Raw genomic sequence first — 17,515 nt, 5'->3', positions numbered from 1 at the left:
CTCCCTCCCCCTCAACAGGGCCCCCATTCCTCTTATGCGCTGTGCTCGAACCGCACCTGTCGGTGACCACGGGCAGCGAGAACGCCAGCGTCACCTTCGGCGCGCTGCCCTCGGGAGCCACCGCCTCGAGCGTCACCTTCCAGATCGCGCTGCACCGCCACGGGAGCCAGCGGTGTGCCGGTGGCCATCACCGCGTGCGCCCTGACCGACGGCGACTTCGTGAACAGGTTCCAGCCGCCCGTGGACACCGGCTGCGTGCCGGATGACGTGGGCCAGGGTTGTGGATCCGCGCGAGCCGATCGCGTGTTGACGGTCGACCTCGACGCAGCTCGCCCTGCATCGCTGCTGGTGGTGCGCGGCATCACCGCCGATGTGGTCGCCGAGATCTCGGTCGACGGCGAGTCCTGGGCAGGCGTCGGAATGGACGGCATCGTCGGATCGTTCATCCCCGCGACCAGCGCCCGCTACATCCGCCTGCGCAGCAAGACCGACAACGGCGGGCTGCTGCTGAGTCTGACCGAGCTCTCGCTGTGGTGACGCCGTCCCCAAGGCGTCGGTGCGCTGGCTGAGCGATGGCGCATCCCTGCGGTCGACGGTCGAGATACCAAGAGTGCGCTTGCAGGGCGAGCGGGCGGACGAGCGGACGCTGTCAGGGCGCAAGGCAGCTCGAGCGTTGACATCCACGGTCAAGTCTGGTGAATGTTTGACCCCATAGGAATCCGTTCTCGCGCGCTCAGGTATGCGAAACGCTCCTGCGTCGATGGCGCCCTCGCTCGCGTCCGACGTTCCTTGCCCCGGCCTCTGCGCCGCTCGGCATTCCATCCACCCGGAGTCCACTGACTCCGGTGCATGGGGCGCGTGCGCCCACGTGCATGAACCTGCGGGACGGTCGCCGGCGCCCAGGTGCGCCGGGCAGCTCCCCTGCTCGAGGTGTGTCCAGATGGCTCTTCGTGTCGCGATCATCGGAGCTGGCCCCAGCGGCTTGGCCCAGTTGCGTGCGTTTGAATCCGCTGCCCGCAAGGGAGCGGAGATCCCGGAAATCGTCTGCTTCGAGAAGCAGGAGGATTGGGGCGGGCTCTGGAACTACACGTGGAGGACCGGCCTGGGACGCTACGGCGAGCCGGTGCACGGCAGCATGTACCGGCACCTGTGGTCGAACGGTCCGAAGGAGGCGCTCGAGTTCGCCGACTACTCCTTCGACGAGCACTTTGGCCGGCCGATCCCGTCCTATCCGCCGCGCGAGGTGCTCTACGACTACATCCGCGGGCGGGTGGAGAAGTGCGACGTCCGCAAGTACATCCAGTTCAACACCATCGTTCGTTGGCTCTCCTGGTCCGAGGAGACCCGGAAGTTCACCGTGGTGGTCGACGACCTCGCCAAGCGCGAGGTCCGCGAGGAGTCGTTCGACCGGGTGGTGAACGCAACCGGCCACTTCTCCACGCCGAACGTGCCCTTCTTCGAGGGCATCGACTCCTTCCCCGGTCGCGTGCTGCACGCGCACGACTTCCGCGGCGCCGAGGAGTTCGCGGGAAAGAATCTCCTGCTGATCGGGAGCAGCTACTCCGCCGAGGACATCGGCGTGCAGTGCCACAAGCTGGGCGCGAAGTCGGTGACCATCAGCTACCGGTCTGCCCCCATGGGCTTCAGGTGGCCCAAGGGCATGAAGGAGGTACCACTGGTGAAGCGGTTCGAGGGGAACCGCGCGCACTTCGCGGATGGGACCTCCGCGACGCTCGATGCGGTCATCCTGTGCACGGGTTACCAGCACAAGTACCGCTTCCTTCCCAATGCGCTGCGCCTGGAGAGCCACAACCGGCTCTACCCGCCGGGGCTCTACAAGGGCGTGTTCTGGCAAGGCCAGCCGGAGCTCGCCTACCTGGGGATGCAGGACCAGTACTACACCTTCAACATGTTCGACGCCCAGGCATGGCTGGTGCGCGACGTGATCATGGGGCGCACCGCGCTGCCGTCCGCCGAGGAGCGCGAGGCGGACATCGCGGCGTGGGTCGAGCGCGAGGAGGGGATCCAGGATTCGTTCGGGGCGGTGGACTTCCAAACCGCCTACATCCGGGACCTGCTCGACCGCACCGACTACCCGGGCTTCAGCGTGGAGAAGGTCGCGGAGCTGCTGAAGCAGTGGCTGCGCGACAAGCAGGAGGACATCCTCGGCTACCGCGACCGCACCTTCACGTCGATCGTCACCGGCACCCGTGCCACGCCGCACCGTCGCAAGTGGATGGACGAGCTGGACGACTCGGCGGAGAGCTTCCTCGCCGAGGCCCCGGAGCGCAGGGCCGGGTGAGGGGCCCCGGAGGGATGGGCCCCGGCGCCGGGGCCGCGCGGCCAAGAAGCGTCGCTCGACGATGACCTCCTTAGGCCTTCCGCTGCCGGCATCCCTACAGGCGGCAAAGGGCGTTTCCGTGCAGGCATTGGCGTAGACGGGGCGACAGGTCCGCAGCGGTGGACCCGGCGGCGTGGAGGGCCTCGGCTTCGGCGGAGCGCTCGAGGCCCTCCGCTGCGGAGAGAAGCGCGAAGGCGCAACGGAACGGGGCCTCATGGTTCCCCCACTCCCGGAGCTCTCGCGCCACCTCGCCAACTCCTGCGCGTGCAGTCACCGGGTCCGGATGGAGGACGGCGACGCGTCCGGCCATCGTCTCGTATCGCCCGGAGACCCGAGAAGTCCCCAGCGCAGACGTGGACCTGCTTCACGCATCCCCGCGCGGGCGCCAGCGGAGAGCAGCCCTCCGCGGGGGCGAGCTCCCCGCCCGGGAGCACAAGGTTGAAGGCCGAAACGCTCCCTCCAGCCCCTCACTCCACGGTCACAGACTTCGCCAGATTGCGCGGCTTGTCCACGTCCGTGCCGCGTGCGACGGCCGTGTGGTAGGCGAGCAGTTGCAGCGGCACGACGTGCAAAATCGGGCTCAACGCGCCGTAGTGCTCGGGCATGCGGATCACGTGGATGCCGTCTTCGCTTTCGATCTGCGAGTCGCCGTCGGCCAGCACGTAGAGCACGCCGCCGCGCGCGCGCACTGCCTGCATGTTGCTCTTGAGCTTTTCGAGCAACTCGTCGTGCGGCGCGACGGTGACCACCGGCATGCTGCTGGTGACCAGCGCGAGCGGGCCGTGCTTGAGCTCGCCTGCGGGGTAGGCCTCGGCGTGGATGTAGCTGATTTCCTTGAGCTTGAGCGCGCCTTCGAGCGCGATCGGGTAGTGGATGCCGCGCCCGAGGAACAGCGCGTTTTCCATCTTCGCGAAATCTTCGGCCCAGCTGATGACCTGCGGCTCGAGTGCGAGCACGGCCTGCAGTGCGACGGGCAGATGGCGCATGGAGGTGAGGTATTGCGCTTCCTTCTCCTGGCTCAGGTGGCCCTTGGATTGCGCGAGCGCTAGCGTGAGCAGGAACAGGCCCGCCAACTGCGTGGTGAACGCCTTGGTGGAGGCCACGCCGATCTCGACGCCGGCGCGCGTGATGTAGGCCAGCTCGCATTCGCGCACCATGGCGCTGGTGGCCACGTTGCAGACGGTGAGCGTGTGCGTCATGCCCAGGCTCTGCGCATGGCGCAGCGCGGCCAGGGTGTCTGCCGTTTCGCCGGATTGACTGATGGTGACCACCAGCGTCTTCGGGTTCGGCACGCTGGTGCGGTAGCGGTATTCGCTGGCGACTTCGACGTTGCACGTGATCTTCGCGATGGCCTCGATCCAGTACTTGGCCGCGCAGCCGCTGTAGTAGCTGGTGCCGCAGGCGAGGATCAGCACCGAGTCGATTTCCTTGAACACGCGCCACGCGGCTGTGCGGGTGCTGCCGTCGGCATCAAGGCCGTCGAACAGCTCGGGCACGATGCCCTTCACGCCCTCGAGCGTGTCGGCGATCGCGCGTGGCTGCTCGAAGATTTCCTTCTGCATGTAGTGGCGGTAGGGACCCAGCTCGGCCGCGCCGCTGTGTGCGTGCACGGTGCGCACGGGGCGCTGTGCCTCGCTCAATCGCTGGCCGTCGTGATCGACGAGCCAGTAGCGGCCGGGCTGCAGGTCGACGAGATCGCCCTCCTTCAGATAGACGAGCTGGTCGGTCACGCCCGCCAGCGCCATCGCGTCGCTCGCGAGGAAGTTCTCGCCCTCGCCCACGCCCAGCACCAGCGGCGATCCGGCGCGCGCGCCGACCACGCGGTGCGGTTCGTCCTTGTGCATCACCGCGATCGCATAGGCCCCGTGCAGTTGCGCGACGGCCGCCTTCACGGCGTCGAACAGGTCGCCGTCATACAGGCTGTCGACCAGATGCGCGATGACCTCGGTGTCGGTCTGGCTCGAGAACACATAGCCACGCGCCTGCAGCATGCGGCGCAGCTCCTGGTAGTTCTCGATGATGCCGTTGTGCACCAGCGCGACGCGGCCTGCGCGGTCGGTCTCGGCAGGCGCGGCGTTGGGGCCGTGGCTGAAATGCGGGTGCGCGTTGTGCACCGCCGGCGCACCATGCGTGGCCCAGCGTGTGTGGGCGATGCCGGTCGCGCCCTGCAGATGTTCGGCATCGACCTGCGCCTGCAGCTCGGCCACGCGCGCCGTGCTGCGTGCGCGGTGCAGGCCGCCCATGGGGTTGTTGCCCATGCTGGCCTCGTGCACGGCCACGCCGCAGGAGTCATAGCCACGGTACTCAAGGCGCTGCAGGCCCTGGACGAGGATGGGAACGATGTTGCGCTGGGAAACCGCGCCGACGATGCCGCACATGGTGATTGCTCCTACTGGGGGCAGATCCGAATCTGCCGACTGCTGAACCATGGGGCCGTGCTGCGCCCCCCGAATGTCAGCGATGGTGCGCAGAGCGATTTGAAATTTCTGATTCCTTTTCAACTCATTTTGGAATAATATTTCGCAAGAATGGTTGAGTGGAATTTGATTTCAGATTCTTATCATTTATGGAATTTAAAGACGAGCTCGACGCCATCGATCTGCAGTTGTTGAACCTGCTGCAAAACGACGCCTCGATCAGCAACCAGACGCTGGCCGAGCAGGTCCACGTCTCGCCGCCCACCTGCCTGCGGCGCGTGCGGCGGTTGCATGAGCTCGGCCTGATCGAAAAGCAGGTGGCCCTGCTGCAGCCCGACCGGCTCGCCCAACTGCAGGGGCACGGGCTCACGGCCATTGTCGAGATCACGCTGGATCAGCAGGGCGCGGAGTTTCTGCAGGCCTTTGAAACCCGTGTGGTCGCCGATGCCCAGGTGCAGCAGTGCTGGCGCGTGTCGCCGGGGCCGGACTTCGTGCTCGTGGTGCACGCGCACGACATGCCCGCCTACCACGCGCTCGCCCAGCGCTTGTTCACGCACGACGCCAACGTGCGCAACGTGAAGGCATTCTTCGCCACGCACCGCGCCAAGTTCGACACGCGCGTGCCCTTGCTCTGAGGCGCCGCGACATCCCGCTGCCGGCACGCTTGAATCGCGTACGTTGATCTCCATAAGGCTTATCGCAAGCTCGCCCGCAAATACCATCCCGACGTGAGCAAGGAAGCCGACGCGTCGGCACGCATGGCCGAGGTGAACGAGGCCAACACCGTGCTGTCCGACCCGGAAAAGCGCGCGGCGTACGACGACCTCGGCCAGGAAAGCGCCCGCTGCCGCAGCGGTGCCGGCGGCGGTCAGGACTTCCGTCCGCCACCCAACTGGGATGCCGGATTCGAATTCTCCGACCACGGCGACAGCCAGGGCATGGACAGTGCCGCCTTCAGCGACTTCTTCGAGCAGATGTTCGGCCGTGCGGCACGTGCGCAACGTGGCGCGGGAGCGGGCTCGGCCGGAGCCGGCGGCAACTTCCGCAGCGGCCCGCCACCGTCGCAGCGCGGTGAAGACCATCACGCGAGGTGTGGAGGAAGGCGGCGGGTGTTGGCGAACGTGAAGGGGGCCCCCGGGGAGCGTGCGATTGTGGAGCACCTGGGCATGCCCACGGCCTGTGCGAGGTTGGCCGCGGCACGAGGGCCACCCCAGGCCGTGTGGTGTTGAGGCTCAAGACAGCCAACAGGCCAAGGCTCCGTGTGGCATCCGGGCCGCACGGCGTGCAATCCATGGCACAGGGGTTGTGCTGACGGAGGCACGACTGCCCATGGCCTGCACAAACACGAGCAAGCCCCCTCAGCCCCCTTCACTCACACCGCCGGCCGCGCTAGACCCTGGGAAGGGGCCATGAACAGCAGCGGCGAGGCCTTCATGGTGAGCCTGTGGGACATGCTGAGCCTGTTGTCGATTGCCTCCACCGTCGGAGGGGCCGCGGGTGGCGCCGTGCTCGCGGGCGGAGGCGGAGCCCGTCTTGGATTGGGCCTGGCGCTGGGACTCGGACTGGGCGTTCTCTTCACGTGGGGACTCCGGAAGACGGGCGAGCGTGTCTTTCGCTCCATCCCTGACGAAGACCCGTCCGCGTCCCCCCCCGCTCAGACTCCGCCTCATCTACGCGGCGGCGTTCGTCTGGGCGCTGCTCCCCGCGCCGCTGCTCGGCCACTCGATTGCACACGGCCTCATCCGCGCCGTGCTCCCCTGAGCGGCCGCCCGGCGCATCACGGAGCGACGACTCCGCTCAAGGACACGACGATACACAGTCCATGGGAGTATTCGTCCACGTCCCGGCCGAGCAGGACTAACACCCTGCCGCGGCGCAGACGTCCGCGCACTGCCTCCCGCATTGGTAGCTGCACCCATCCCGACACACGACGGCCGAGGCCCCACCGGGCGGATTGCCGTCACACGCGTCGTCCGAATTGGAATCGCCACAAGCGAAGCAGGACATCCATGCACACAGACTCAACAGCAGCATCCGCTTGCTTCTCGTCATGCGCCCTCCAGGGGCGCATGCCAGCAGAACATGAAACTCCTGACACAGCCGCCACAAACCGCGTCCACGGCGCGCCATGTCCCTGGGATGCACGGCGGCCCTGATGTAGGGGGGACGACGCCTGGGGGGATATCTGGAGCACCGAATGCAGTGGAGAACAGCGGTACTGACGGCCCTCCTGGTGGGGTGTGCCCCCACGTTGAAGCCGCCCGAGACAGCCCTTCCGAGCACCCCCGCCGCATCGCCCACCTCCGTGGTGACGGAGGACATCGACCGCTTCTGGGTGGCCCATGACGCGGCGATGGCGACCGAAGACGTGGCCGAGCGCGCCGCCATCATCCAGCGCCTCTACATCGACCCCGGCACTCCCGGGCTGCATGCGTTGATGCAGGCGCGCGACTACACCGCCCAGTCCTTCGCCGACGTCATCACCCGCTATCCCAAGTACTGGGCTTCCGTCCGCCCGCTGACCTCGCACGCCCGGAGCGCGGCCTCGTCACTGGAGAAGGACCTCGCCACCTTCCGACGCCTGTACCCCGAACTCCAGCCCGCCACCATCACCTACGCCATTGGCGCGATGCGGACAGGGGGGACGACCCTGGGCCGACAGGTGCTCATCGGCGCGGAGATCGCGCTGACGGACGAGACGGTGGACGTGTCCGAATTCCCCGAGCCGATGCGCACCCGCCTGGGCGCCTTCTTCGCGACACGCCCCCGCGAGAACAACGGCCAGAACAACATCCACGAGTACGTCCACACCCAGCAGCGCGACATGGCGGACGTGCTCGCCTCGCGGGTCGCCTACGAGGGCGTGGCGGAGTTCGTCGCCGAGCAGGTCACCGGCAAGCGGCCCGCGCTGGAGATGTACCGCTACGGCCCCGCGCACGCCGACGCCATCCGGGCGCACTTCGTGGCGCAGATGGACGGCGACTCCCTGAAGGACTGGCTCTACAACGCGCCCACCAACACCTTCGGCGTGTCGGACGTCGGCTACTACGTGGGTTACGAAATCGCCCGGCGCTACCACGAGCAGGCCCCCGACAAGCGCGTGGCCCTCCGGGAGATGATTCAGCTCGACTACTCCGACGTCGCCGCCGTGAAGGCCTTCATCCAGCAATCCGGCTACCTGAAGTGACACTTCGAGCGGGGCACGCGTCGAGTCGCGCGTGCCCCGTCCGGAGTCAGGCCCGGGACGCGGCTCACTCCTTGCGCGTCGCCGCCTTCGGAGCAGGGGGCTCAAGCGGCCTGTCCACCGGCCGGGAGCATCACTCGGGCGGCCCCGTCAGCGGCCCTCCTCGGCCCCTCTGCACCCTCCCTCCCCCTCAACAGGGCCCCCATTCCTCTTATGCGCTGACGACGTCACGAGCCATGAAGCCTGCCTCCTCTTGAGGATGTGCGGATGCTCTTCGATAACAGTGTCGGGGGCCCGTATCGCCGGCCACTTCCCCGAGTTCAAGCATCCTTGCTCGTCACTCGGGCGTGAGCGTCCACTGTGCACGACGCAACGCGCCAGCCCTCGTAACCGCGCGAAGTCACGAAGGCTGGCGGTGCGCTGGGCGTGTCCCCACCCAACCTACCGGTCGGATGGTTTCTAGTGGGCACGCCAGGTGACCAGCGCCATGTCAGCGCCACCCGTGGTGAGGACCGCGCCGTCCCCGCGCCATGAAGCGCCCAGGACCATGTTGTCGTGGACCCCCATGACACTGGGCAGAAGTTGGCCGTGCTCATGTACCTGCCAGTCGAAGACGAGTCCCTCCACATCGCCACCGGAGAAGCGCGTACCGTCCGGGTGCCACGTCAGGGACAGTTGCCCCATCCACATGGGGGTCTCCGCGACGACAGCCCCCGTCCCTACGTCCAGGACGGATACCCCCAGCCGGTCGCTGCAGGCCAACCGGGTTCCATCAGGACTGAGCGCCGCGGTGGTCAGCCTTTCCGGGGCGGACTCCACGCGCTTGAGCACCCTGGAGTTGCGGTTCCAGACATCCCAGGCCGCGTGGGTATAGACGATGATCAGCGACTGTCCGTCCGGCGTCCATCCCAGCTCCACGACGGGGCTGTCCGTCTGATGGATGTTGAGCAGCTCCGTGCGCGAAGCGACGTCCCAGACCTGGACGCTGGTCATGCCTCCCGTGAGCAACAGCGTCGCGCCCGCGCTCGCCAGCGTGCGGCCGTCCGGACTTAGCGCGACGTGCTCCACCTTGGGTGTATGCCCCAGCGCCCGCTGCATCAGCCGTAGCGGCGGCTGCGTCAGCCGGCCCGTGCTGGCGTCCCAGACGCAGATGCGTCCATCATTTCCCCCCGATGCGAGCCGTGCGCCACTCGCGTCCCATCCGAGCGCGCGGACCGCCTTGCCCTCGTGTCCGTCCAAAGTCGCCAGCGCCTGGCCCGCGGCGCCCCAGAGCCGGACCGTTCCGTCGTCGCCCGCTGACGCCAGCCGGTTCCCCGCCGGGCTCCACTTCGTGGCGTTGATTGCGGACGAATGAGCCACCAACTCGTGGCGCAGCAGCCGCGACTGCTGCGCGTCCACGCTGAAGGTGGAGACCGACGCGGGCTTGGGCGCCACCGCGACGAACGAGTCGTGGACCGGGTGGAAGCGCACGGCGCTGAAGCCCGGGGCGTCCAACCGATTGGGTGGCACCTCGGTGCCGTTTGCTACCACCGTGCCGGTGTTGACGTTCAGGACCGTCAGGGAGTAGCGCGGGTCCACGATGACGAGCCAGTCCTGGGTTGGGCTCCAGTCCAGGCGGGACGACAGGCTCCACGCTCCAAACCAGGAGGCCTGGAGCTCGTGGGTTGCCGTCTCGTACACCCGGACGTTCCGGTAGCTCCCCACGGCGTAGCGAGCGCCGTCCGGACTCCAGGAGAAGCTGTCGCCAAGCCCCACCTCGTGGACCTGCACCCAGGGGTCCAGACTGTGGATTTCCACCTGCTCGCCCGCCATTTCCAACGCAACCCGCGCTCCGTCCGGGCTCCAGTGGATTTTCCGGAGGGTGCGCGCCGTCCGCAACGGCGCCCGGCTCTCCGTCCCCGAGGACGCGGCCCAGAAGCGCACCTCCGCGCCGCCTGTCTCCGGGTGGCTGACGCTGGCCAGCTCATTTCCTCGCGCATACCAGGCCAGCCCCACCACGGGCCCAGCGTGGGCGCTCCACGTCTGGTGGAACACTCCCGTCGCCGGGTCGAGCAAGGCCAGCCGCCCATCCGCGAGCCCCACCGCCAGATCCTCGTCCCGCGGGCCCCAGGACACCGAACGGATGTCGGTGGAGTCCTGGTGGATGATGCGAGCAACCTGTCCAAGGCCCGCATTCCAGATGCGCAGGCCGCCTCGCGTGCCTCTTTGATCCAACACCGCGAGCAGCCGGCCACCGGGGTCCCACGACGCATCGCTGGGGTTAGAGGCGCCCGTCTGGCGCCACTCCACGGCCTGCTCCTCCCTTCGGGCGAACCCTGCCCCACAATGGCGGTTGCGGTCGACCCGGACGACCTGGGATGCGTGCTCGGTGCCACAGCGCAGCAACCCCGTGAAGCGCCAGCCGGGCTGTGGCTCCACGGACAGAGTGACTTCGGCCCCGACCTCGAAGCGAGCGCTGCAGATGGACGTGCAGTCGATGCCGCTCGGCGTGCTCGTCACGCGCCCGTGGCCAAAGACCTCCACCGTGAGCTCCCGCTTCCCGTCATCCAGCGGTGGCGGCAGCGGTGGCGGCGGGTGCACGTCGAAGAGCGCGGATTCGGACCACGCCCCCAACTGTCCGTGGGGATCGACCGCGCGGCAGCGGGCCGAGAACTGCCCCTTCGTCTGGAAGACGGGAGCCACGTCACCAGCGGTGCCGCTGGGAACACGTTCGGACAGGCTGACTTCCGCCTTCGCGCGCCCCCAGTCGAACGCATAGATCAGCGCGTTACCGTCCGGATCCTCGGCGATGCACCGGAAGCCTCCCGGCAATCCCGCCGTGAGCCCTACGACGGGGACCTCGATGCGTGCCTGGCCCGGAGGGCGGGACACAGAGGGATTCGGGCTGCTTCCATCCGAACAAGCAAACACCGCACTCAGCATGAGCGCGCAGGCCACCCCGGCGCGACTGCCCCAGGCAACAGAACGAACAAACATGGATTGTCCCCCGCGCGCTCGGCCCCGTAGCGCGCGGCGTCTTGCATAGCAGGCCCCGCCCCGAAACGGCAACGGCCGGGCCCCCTCTCGGGAACCCGGCCGTCTCGCCGTGCTGGCGCGTGCGGCTGAAGACTACTTCTTCAGCTTGCTCGCCATCACGTCGCCGAGGCGCGCCTTCGAGCCTTCCGCCTGCTTGCGGAGGTACTCGCGGTAGTCCTCGCCCTCGCCGATCAGCGCCTTCATCGACAGCGCGACCTTCCGGTCCGGGGTGTTGATGTCGATGATCTTCACCTCGACATCCTGCGCCTCCTGCACCACGTCACGCGGGTTCTCGACACGCTCCTCCTTCAGCTCGGAGACGTGGACGAGGCCCTCGATGCCCGGCTCGATCTCCACGAACGCGCCGAAGTCGGTGACCTTGGTGACCTTGCCCTTCACGCGGCTGCCCACGGGCAGGCGCTCGGACAGCGTCTCCCAGGGGTTGGAGGCAGGCGGCGGGTGTTGGCGTACGTGAAGGGGGCCCCCGGGGTGCGGGCGATTCTGGAGCACCTGGGCTTGCCCACGGGATGTGCGAGGTTGGCCCCGGCACGAGGGCCAGCCCAGGCCGTGTGGTGTTGAGGCTCAAGACAGCCAACAGGCCAAGGCTGCTGCCACGCACCTGATGGGAGCGCGGCCTGGGCAGGCGTGTGCCCCAAGGGGGCTCAAGCGGCCTGTCCACCGGCCGGGAGCATCGCTCGGGCGGCCCCGTCAGCGGCCCTCCTCGGCCCCTCTGCACCCTCCCTCCCCCTCAACAGGGCCCCCATTCCTCTTATGCGCCGGACCCGGTGGCGGTGGGAAGCTCGGCCGGGAGCGCGCGCTTCGTGTACCCGGCGGGGCTGGGAGCCCGCGCGCCCGACTTGAAGGCGTTCGCCGCGTTCATGGAGCGGCATGGCCTGGAGCCGGGACACACGGCCTTCCAGTTCGGGGCCTACGCGGCGGCACGGGTGCTGGTGGAGGCCCTCACGCGCACCGGCGCGGACGTGACGCGGGCCAGCCTGGTGCAGCACCTGGAGGCGCTGCGCGACTTCGACACGGGCGTGTCTCCGCCCGTCACCTTCGGCATCAACCGGCGCGTGGGCGTGCAGGGCGCGCAGTTCGCGGCGCTGGACGTGGCCACGGGCGGGCTCGTCGCGGCGTCGGAGTGGACTCCCCTGACGCCGTGAGCCAGCATGGGGGTGCAATCCTCGCAGGAGCACCCGTTGCTCCTCCCCCTCCGAAGAGGTCGCCCGGAATGACTCTCTTTCGTACCCATGCAACGCCCCGTCGTCTCGCGCGGCTGCTGCTCTGTCTGGTGACGGCCGCGACAGGCGGATGTCGCTCCGAGGGCGGAGAGGAAAAGCGCCCCGAGCCATCCCGGACGCCGACGGAGGCCCCCGCGGCGGAGCAGCCCGCCGACCTCCATGGCCTCGGAGGGGTCGAAGGCGTGCAGGCCTCGTATGACCAGTCCCGTCAGCCTGCCAGGTTCATCGCCACGCTGGGAATTACGCCGGGACAGCGGATTGCCGATGTCGGAGCGGGCCTGGGCTACTTCACGCAGCGACTCTCGGAGGCCGTCGGTCCGGCGGGACAGGTGGTCGCGACCGACATCAACGACGAGGCCCTCAAGCGGCTTCGCGCACGGATGTCCGAGCGGAAGAACGTCGTGGTGCGCAAGGTGGAACCGGACGAGCCAGGCCTCGAACCCGGCGCGTACGACCTCATCCTTCTCTCCGAGGTGGACCACTTCCTCTCGGACCGTGTGGCCTACCTGACCAGGCTGCGTCTCGCCCTCACCCCGAATGGCCGTATCGCGGTGACGCACCTTCGGGCGATGCGCCCGCCGCTCGTCGCCGCCGCCCAGCAGGCGGGCTACTCCATCGTGTCCGAGTACGACGGCCTTCCGGACCACTACCTGCTGTTCCTGCAGCCCGCGTCCAGTCGATGACCCTGGGGGAGCGGCGGCGCGAGGGCCTCGCCTCGCGCTCTCGCCTCACGGCTGCGGGTGCTCGGACAGGATGCGCACGTTGAGCGCGCCGTTGGCGAAGAACTGGATGTTCTGCCCCACGCGGTGCTGCTCCAGCCGGCGCTGCAGGCCGACGTCATAGCGGCCAAGCTTCATCAGGCCATCGTTGAACCAGCCGTCACCGCGCCCGGAGCCGTCGACGTATTCCGCGTACGTCTCCTCATCGGGCCAGATGACGGTGCTGAGCGTCGCGGTAAAGCGCCGGAGGTCGTCATCCGTCCACGTGAGACCGGCGTCGTGCGCCTCGACGAGGAACGCGAGCACGCCGTTCGCGTGCGCCACGTCCTGCCCGGGCGGCTCGTGCGAGCCCCACCTGTCACTCCAGAACCACGCATCCGGGTAGCGGGGGTGGGGCCCCAGCTGCGCGCGCAGGGACGCGCTGACGTTGGGCAGGTCCTGGTTGATGTTGTCGAAGACGGCCTCGTAGGTGGGCCGCGCGGCGGTGTCCGCCGTCATGAGCGCCAGGTCCATGGCGATGAAGGCCCAGTGCGCGGCCAGGTGCGTGCGGCTGCGGTAGATGAAGGCATCCGCCCCGCGCACGAACCACTTCTCGAAGATGTTCTTCTCGGTGAAGGCCAGCAGTCGCTCGTACTGCGAGCGATAGGCCGACAGGGTCGAAGCCCAGCCGAGGAAACCGTCCTTGAACTGGCTCCGGGGAAGCGCACGGGAGACGCGGGCCGTGTCGACCAGGTTGTTGACGTAGAGCAGCGCGCGGTCGAGGTACACGGTCCGTCCGGTGGCCCGGTACATCGCGGTGTTGGCGTCGATGCCGTACGCGAGGCTGTAGAAGTCCCAGCTGTTCGTCGACTTGCTCCGGGGCAGGTATTCCATCCTGTGCTCGCGCTCCCAGGTGTTCAGGAACAGCCGCTCCCACGCATCCACGGTGCGCAGTCCGGGAGGCGCCGAGGGTACGGGTGGAGGCGAAGGAACGGGCGGCGGCGCGGGGACCGAGGCGTTGGCCACCGTGAAGCTCGCGGTGGCCTCATCCACATGGAAGTCGGCGTCGTGGACGACCACCGTGAGGGAGTGGTCCCCGTGGGCGAACTGCCGCGTGTCGTAGAGCGCGGCGCTCCCGTCGAGCGCCGTCCCCGCGAAGTCGAAGGGGACGCTGAGGTCCAGGGACATCGGCGAGCGCTCCCGGGTGGGCGCGTCCAGGAAGAACTCCACCCGGGTGATGCCACTTCCAGCGCCGGGGGCCACGAAGATGGCAACGCTGCCCTGCAGCGTGCTCCCCGCGAGCGCCTGTTCTTCCGCGCGGTCCGGGGAGCGGCTGACCCTGAGGGCGGAGGCATTGAACAGGCCTGGCCGCTCCTCGGTGGGCGTGGACGCAGGGGGCTGCTGGCCGTCTGGCTTGCCCTGTTCGACGCTCTCACAGGCGCACGCTGGCAGGAGCAGGAGTGCCAGGACGAAGCACGTGGTGAGCCCACGGGGGCGTCGACCGCGGAATGTCGACATCGAGACTGTCCTTGAGTCGGGGCAAGCTCAAAAGGCCTCGGGCCCAATTTCGGGGACATCCGGCGCGCGCTTTTTCGCTCAGGGCCCGCGCATCAATGAGTTGCCTTCGTCGGAGGACAGAGCGCTATTGGCAACACCGGCGGCTGACGAGAGAGCCCACACGCGAGCCGAAGCGCATGCGTGGAGGCGCCTCTTCTGCCGAGACTCACAGAGACGATTGGGAGGGACAGCCGATGAATCCAGGCCAGGGGATTTTGAAGCGAGAAGAGGACGCGCGCGGCGCCGCGCCCGCCCGTGACGTTGTCGCCAAGGCGGCCGACCTGACGACGTGCCCATGCAGATGCCCGGAGCGAGAGGACGACGCACACCATCCGAATGGCTATCTCGTGACGGCTGAGGAGTACCCCGAGCACCCCGCTGCCCAGGCCGGGTATGAAGGATGGATGTTCTGCGTCCACTGCGGTGCGTGGCGCGCCGACGACGATGACGTGCCCGACGCGGACTGGGTGCACTGACGCGCGCTGCGCCCGCGCGATGAACGGAGCGCACGAACCCCGCTCCACATGGCAGGAGCAGGTCGGTCGCGCCGTCCATCGTGAACACGTTGAAGCCCCCTCTTCACCGTGGAGGAGACACCATGGACAGCTACCGTGTCGCGAGACTGCCCGCGCGGCTGCGTGGCTTCGCGCTGCCGGACTGACGCACAGCTTGGACGGCCCCCTTAGCGGCCCTCCTCGTCCCCTCTGCTCCCGCCCGCCACCCTCAACAGCGTCCCTATCCGTCTTATGCTCCGTTGTTGGGCACGCCCGTGAGCAACGTGTGGTCCACGTTGTAGAGTGAGAACACCTGCTCCACGTTGTGCCCCAGCTCGTGCACCGCGATGTTGTAGCCCTTGTAGTTCATCCCCTCTTTCTCGAGCCGCATGCGCAGGCGCGGGAAGTCTCCCCGCCGCATCGCCGGCAGCGCGTGGCCCGCGCCCCGGGAGGGGGCCACCTGGATGCGTTATGCTCTCTCTCGTCATCGCTTGCTTCGCGTCCTCGACCCAGCAGATGAACTCGTTGCGTGCTAAGGGCGTGATGTCCCTCCAGGCAGCAAGCGCCGTGGAGCTCGCGATCAGCGCCTCACGCAGGTCTACAGGGAGCTTGTGCACCACCACCCCACCGGGCACGCGCTTGCTGGTCACGGAGGAGAGTAGGAGCGCAAGGGCCATCGGCGGTCAAGCCGTTCGCTCGCCGACCGTCGCGCGACCACGCCGCGCATCACGCGATCACCACTTTGCCGCCGCGCCAGATTCGGCGATACTTTTCCGACCATGCTCCAACGGCCCTGGCCCCTCGAGCTCGCCGCGCGGCAGCTGATCCGCGATGACGTCGCCGTCGAGTCGCGTCTGTCCGTGGTGGGGCTCGTTCGACTCGACGAAGTCCTGGCTGGCCGCATGGCTCGCGGTATCAAGAGGGATATCGCCGAGTCCTGGATCGACCTCCATCGCGCCTGGATCAACGAGCGTTTCGGGTCCGAGGACCTGGTGCCCGCCTTCACTCGGTGTTCTCGGCTACGGGCCATCTCCGAGCTGCGCATCGACTGCGACTGGCTCGGTGTCACGGGGGTAGCCGAGGTGCTTGCGTCACCGCTCCTGCATCACCTGGACGAACTCGAGCTGGCCGTCGGGCTCCACACGGTCGAGGCATACGAGCCGCTGGCTCGGCGCAAGATGACCAACTTGCGCCGCTTCGGCCTCGCGATGCCCGACGCCCAGGATGGTGACATCCCCGTGGGTGATGATCTGGCCGACCTTCTCGCTGTTGCCGGTCTCGAGCGTCTGGAGAGCCTCACGCTCCCCCGCGTCGGCATCGGCCCGGCGGGGCTGAGTCGTCTGTTCGACCTGCCCGCGTTGGCCTACTTGGACCTCGCACGTTCCGCGATCGGCGAAGAGGGCTGCCACGCCCTGGCCCGGGCCTCGAGCCTGTCTCGCCTTCGTGGGCTCGATCTCGAGGGCTGTCTCGGATTCGACGATGCCGGCGACTCGGCCTTGCCTGGCCCCGGCTTCTCGGCGCTCATCACGTCGCCGCGCCTGGCCGTCACGCATCTCGGTCTGGGCGACGTCCCGGGAGCCGTCGCGATCGTCGCCGGCTCGGCACGCATGACGACCGTCGAGCACCTCGTTCTCTCGGAAGTCGAGGATGACGAGCTCGCGTCCCTCATCGCGTCTCCCTACCTGACCGCTCTCCGCCACCTGCGCCTACGGAGCTGCAATCTTTCGAGCACGACCCTCACCGGGTTTGGACGGTCTCAGCTTCTTGCCGCACTCGAGTCTCTGACCCTGAGCAACGATCTCACGGCGTCGCAGCAAGGTCTCGTCGCTCGGCGCCTGCCGCGCCTGCGCGAGCTCCGTCTGGAGGTCAACCACACGACCGCGGACAGCCTCGGCCGTGCCGACTTGCCCAACCTCACCGAGCTACACCTCGACTTCGACGCAACGGCCCTGAGTCAGGATGAGGAGGTCGAGGGAACCGATCTGGATGCTGTCATCGCTGCGCTCGTGAGCGCGAAGGGCATGCCGCGTCTGACAGGAGTCGTCACGTCACCTGTTTCGCCCGAACACATGGCCAAGCTCGTCGGCCGCTTCGGTACGGGATTCCGGACCAAGGAGTACTCGCTGACTGGCTCGGTCCGGGAGCGTTGAATCGCGACCCGGAGCCGATTCATCAGGCGTCAGGGGCCGCCGGCTCCCTCCGCAGCGAGCCGTAGCTTCGCACTCGTTTCCGCGCACCGCGGCGGGCTCGAGTCGTCCGCCACGCAGCGTCGTGCCGTGACCATCAACGTCGCGCCCGTGCTACGTGAAGTGGGCCCCCGGGGTGCGGGCGATTGTGGAGCACCTGGGCTTGCCCACGGCCTGTGCGAGGTTGGCTCCGGAACGAGGGCCACCCCAGGCCGTGTGGTGTTGAGGCTCAAGACAGCCAACAGGCCAAGGCTCCTGCCACGCACCTGATGGGAGCGCGGCCTGGGCAGGCGTGTGCCCCAAGGGGGCTCAAGCGGCCTGTCCACCGGCCGGGAGCATCGCTCGGGCGGCCCCGTCAGCGGCCCTCCTCGGCCCCTCTGCA

General features: G+C 68.2%; 12 protein-coding genes and 4 pseudogenes. 10 read left to right on the top strand and 6 right to left on the bottom strand.

What is annotated here, in order from left to right; translation table 11 throughout:
* Positions 1 to 174 precede the first annotated feature (174 nt).
* Positions 175 to 537, top strand: a complete 363-nt coding sequence (locus F8M74_RS35495; RefSeq protein ID WP_141258927.1) for a hypothetical protein — start codon at positions 175 to 177, stop codon at positions 535 to 537.
* Positions 538 to 940: 403 nt separating this feature from the next.
* Positions 941 to 2,302 carry an NAD(P)/FAD-dependent oxidoreductase gene (locus F8M74_RS35490; RefSeq protein WP_141258928.1) on the top strand — a complete coding sequence of 454 codons (1,362 nt, stop codon included), beginning with the start codon at positions 941 to 943 and terminating at the stop codon, positions 2,300 to 2,302.
* Positions 2,303 to 2,808: 506 nt separating this feature from the next.
* On the opposite strand, the gene glmS is transcribed toward F8M74_RS35490, so the two are convergent.
* Positions 2,809 to 4,719, bottom strand: coding sequence for a glutamine--fructose-6-phosphate transaminase (isomerizing) (gene glmS, locus F8M74_RS35485; protein WP_141258929.1), 1,911 nt, complete (start codon positions 4,717 to 4,719; stop codon positions 2,809 to 2,811).
* Positions 4,720 to 4,877: 158 nt separating this feature from the next.
* Here glmS and F8M74_RS35480 point away from each other — a divergent pair, with 158 nt between their 5' ends.
* From F8M74_RS35480 to F8M74_RS35465, 4 genes and pseudogenes are all read left to right on the top strand, one after another.
* Positions 4,878 to 5,393, top strand: coding sequence for an Lrp/AsnC family transcriptional regulator (locus tag F8M74_RS35480; protein WP_228560917.1), 516 nt, complete (start codon positions 4,878 to 4,880; stop codon positions 5,391 to 5,393).
* 33 nt (positions 5,394 to 5,426) lie between these two features.
* Positions 5,427 to 5,579 (top strand): annotated as a pseudogene (locus F8M74_RS38730) (DnaJ domain-containing protein); the annotation flags it as partial.
* 784 nt (positions 5,580 to 6,363) lie between these two features.
* Complete coding sequence (locus tag F8M74_RS35470; RefSeq protein ID WP_153881061.1) at positions 6,364 to 6,519, top strand: hypothetical protein; 156 nt, start codon at positions 6,364 to 6,366, stop codon at positions 6,517 to 6,519.
* Positions 6,520 to 6,955: 436 nt separating this feature from the next.
* On the top strand, positions 6,956 to 7,945 hold the full coding sequence (locus F8M74_RS35465) for a hypothetical protein (protein ID WP_140795099.1): 990 nt from the start codon (positions 6,956 to 6,958) through the stop codon (positions 7,943 to 7,945).
* 456 nt (positions 7,946 to 8,401) lie between these two features.
* On the opposite strand, the gene F8M74_RS35460 is transcribed toward F8M74_RS35465, so the two are convergent.
* Both F8M74_RS35460 and F8M74_RS35455 read right to left on the bottom strand, forming a co-directional pair.
* Positions 8,402 to 10,813: a WD40 repeat domain-containing protein gene (locus F8M74_RS35460; protein ID WP_141259127.1), complete on the bottom strand. Its 2,412-nt coding sequence runs from the start codon at positions 10,811 to 10,813 to the stop codon at positions 8,402 to 8,404.
* A gap of 237 nt (positions 10,814 to 11,050) precedes the next feature.
* Positions 11,051 to 11,401, bottom strand: a pseudogene (locus F8M74_RS35455) (S1 RNA-binding domain-containing protein); the annotation flags it as partial.
* Positions 11,402 to 11,748: 347 nt separating this feature from the next.
* Between F8M74_RS35455 and F8M74_RS35445 the strand changes: the two are divergent.
* Together F8M74_RS35445 and F8M74_RS35440 are read left to right on the top strand one after the other, a co-directional pair.
* Positions 11,749 to 12,120: an ABC transporter substrate-binding protein gene (locus F8M74_RS35445; protein WP_240462321.1), complete on the top strand. Its 372-nt coding sequence runs from the start codon at positions 11,749 to 11,751 to the stop codon at positions 12,118 to 12,120.
* Positions 12,121 to 12,188: 68 nt separating this feature from the next.
* The gene (locus F8M74_RS35440; RefSeq protein WP_216620807.1) at positions 12,189 to 12,881 is read left to right on the top strand and encodes a class I SAM-dependent methyltransferase; all 693 of its coding nucleotides are present in this window, start codon (positions 12,189 to 12,191) and stop codon (positions 12,879 to 12,881) included.
* 45 nt (positions 12,882 to 12,926) lie between these two features.
* Here the strand turns inward: F8M74_RS35440 and F8M74_RS35435 are convergent, their stop codons facing one another.
* Positions 12,927 to 14,414: a hypothetical protein gene (locus F8M74_RS35435; protein WP_141259020.1), complete on the bottom strand. Its 1,488-nt coding sequence runs from the start codon at positions 14,412 to 14,414 to the stop codon at positions 12,927 to 12,929.
* Between the two features lie 233 nt (positions 14,415 to 14,647).
* Here F8M74_RS35435 and F8M74_RS35430 point away from each other — a divergent pair, with 233 nt between their 5' ends.
* Complete coding sequence (locus F8M74_RS35430; protein ID WP_228560915.1) at positions 14,648 to 14,929, top strand: hypothetical protein; 282 nt, start codon at positions 14,648 to 14,650, stop codon at positions 14,927 to 14,929.
* Positions 14,930 to 15,206: 277 nt separating this feature from the next.
* Here F8M74_RS35430 and F8M74_RS38285 read toward each other — a convergent pair.
* A pseudogene (locus tag F8M74_RS38285) lies at positions 15,207 to 15,416 on the bottom strand (hypothetical protein); the annotation flags it as partial.
* A 67-nt stretch (positions 15,417 to 15,483) separates the two neighbouring features.
* Positions 15,484 to 15,624, bottom strand: a pseudogene (locus tag F8M74_RS38725) (hypothetical protein); the annotation flags it as partial.
* A 102-nt stretch (positions 15,625 to 15,726) separates the two neighbouring features.
* Here F8M74_RS38725 and F8M74_RS35415 point away from each other — a divergent pair.
* Positions 15,727 to 17,097, top strand: a complete 1,371-nt coding sequence (locus tag F8M74_RS35415; protein ID WP_141259021.1) for a hypothetical protein — start codon at positions 15,727 to 15,729, stop codon at positions 17,095 to 17,097.
* Positions 17,098 to 17,515 lie beyond the last annotated feature (418 nt).

The sequence above is a fragment of the Myxococcus sp. CA023 genome (assembly GCF_010998615.1).
Lineage (GTDB): Bacteria > Myxococcota > Myxococcia > Myxococcales > Myxococcaceae > Myxococcus.
Note: the sequence above shows the minus strand (reverse complement) of the source record. Positions and strands in the feature narration are given on the sequence as shown.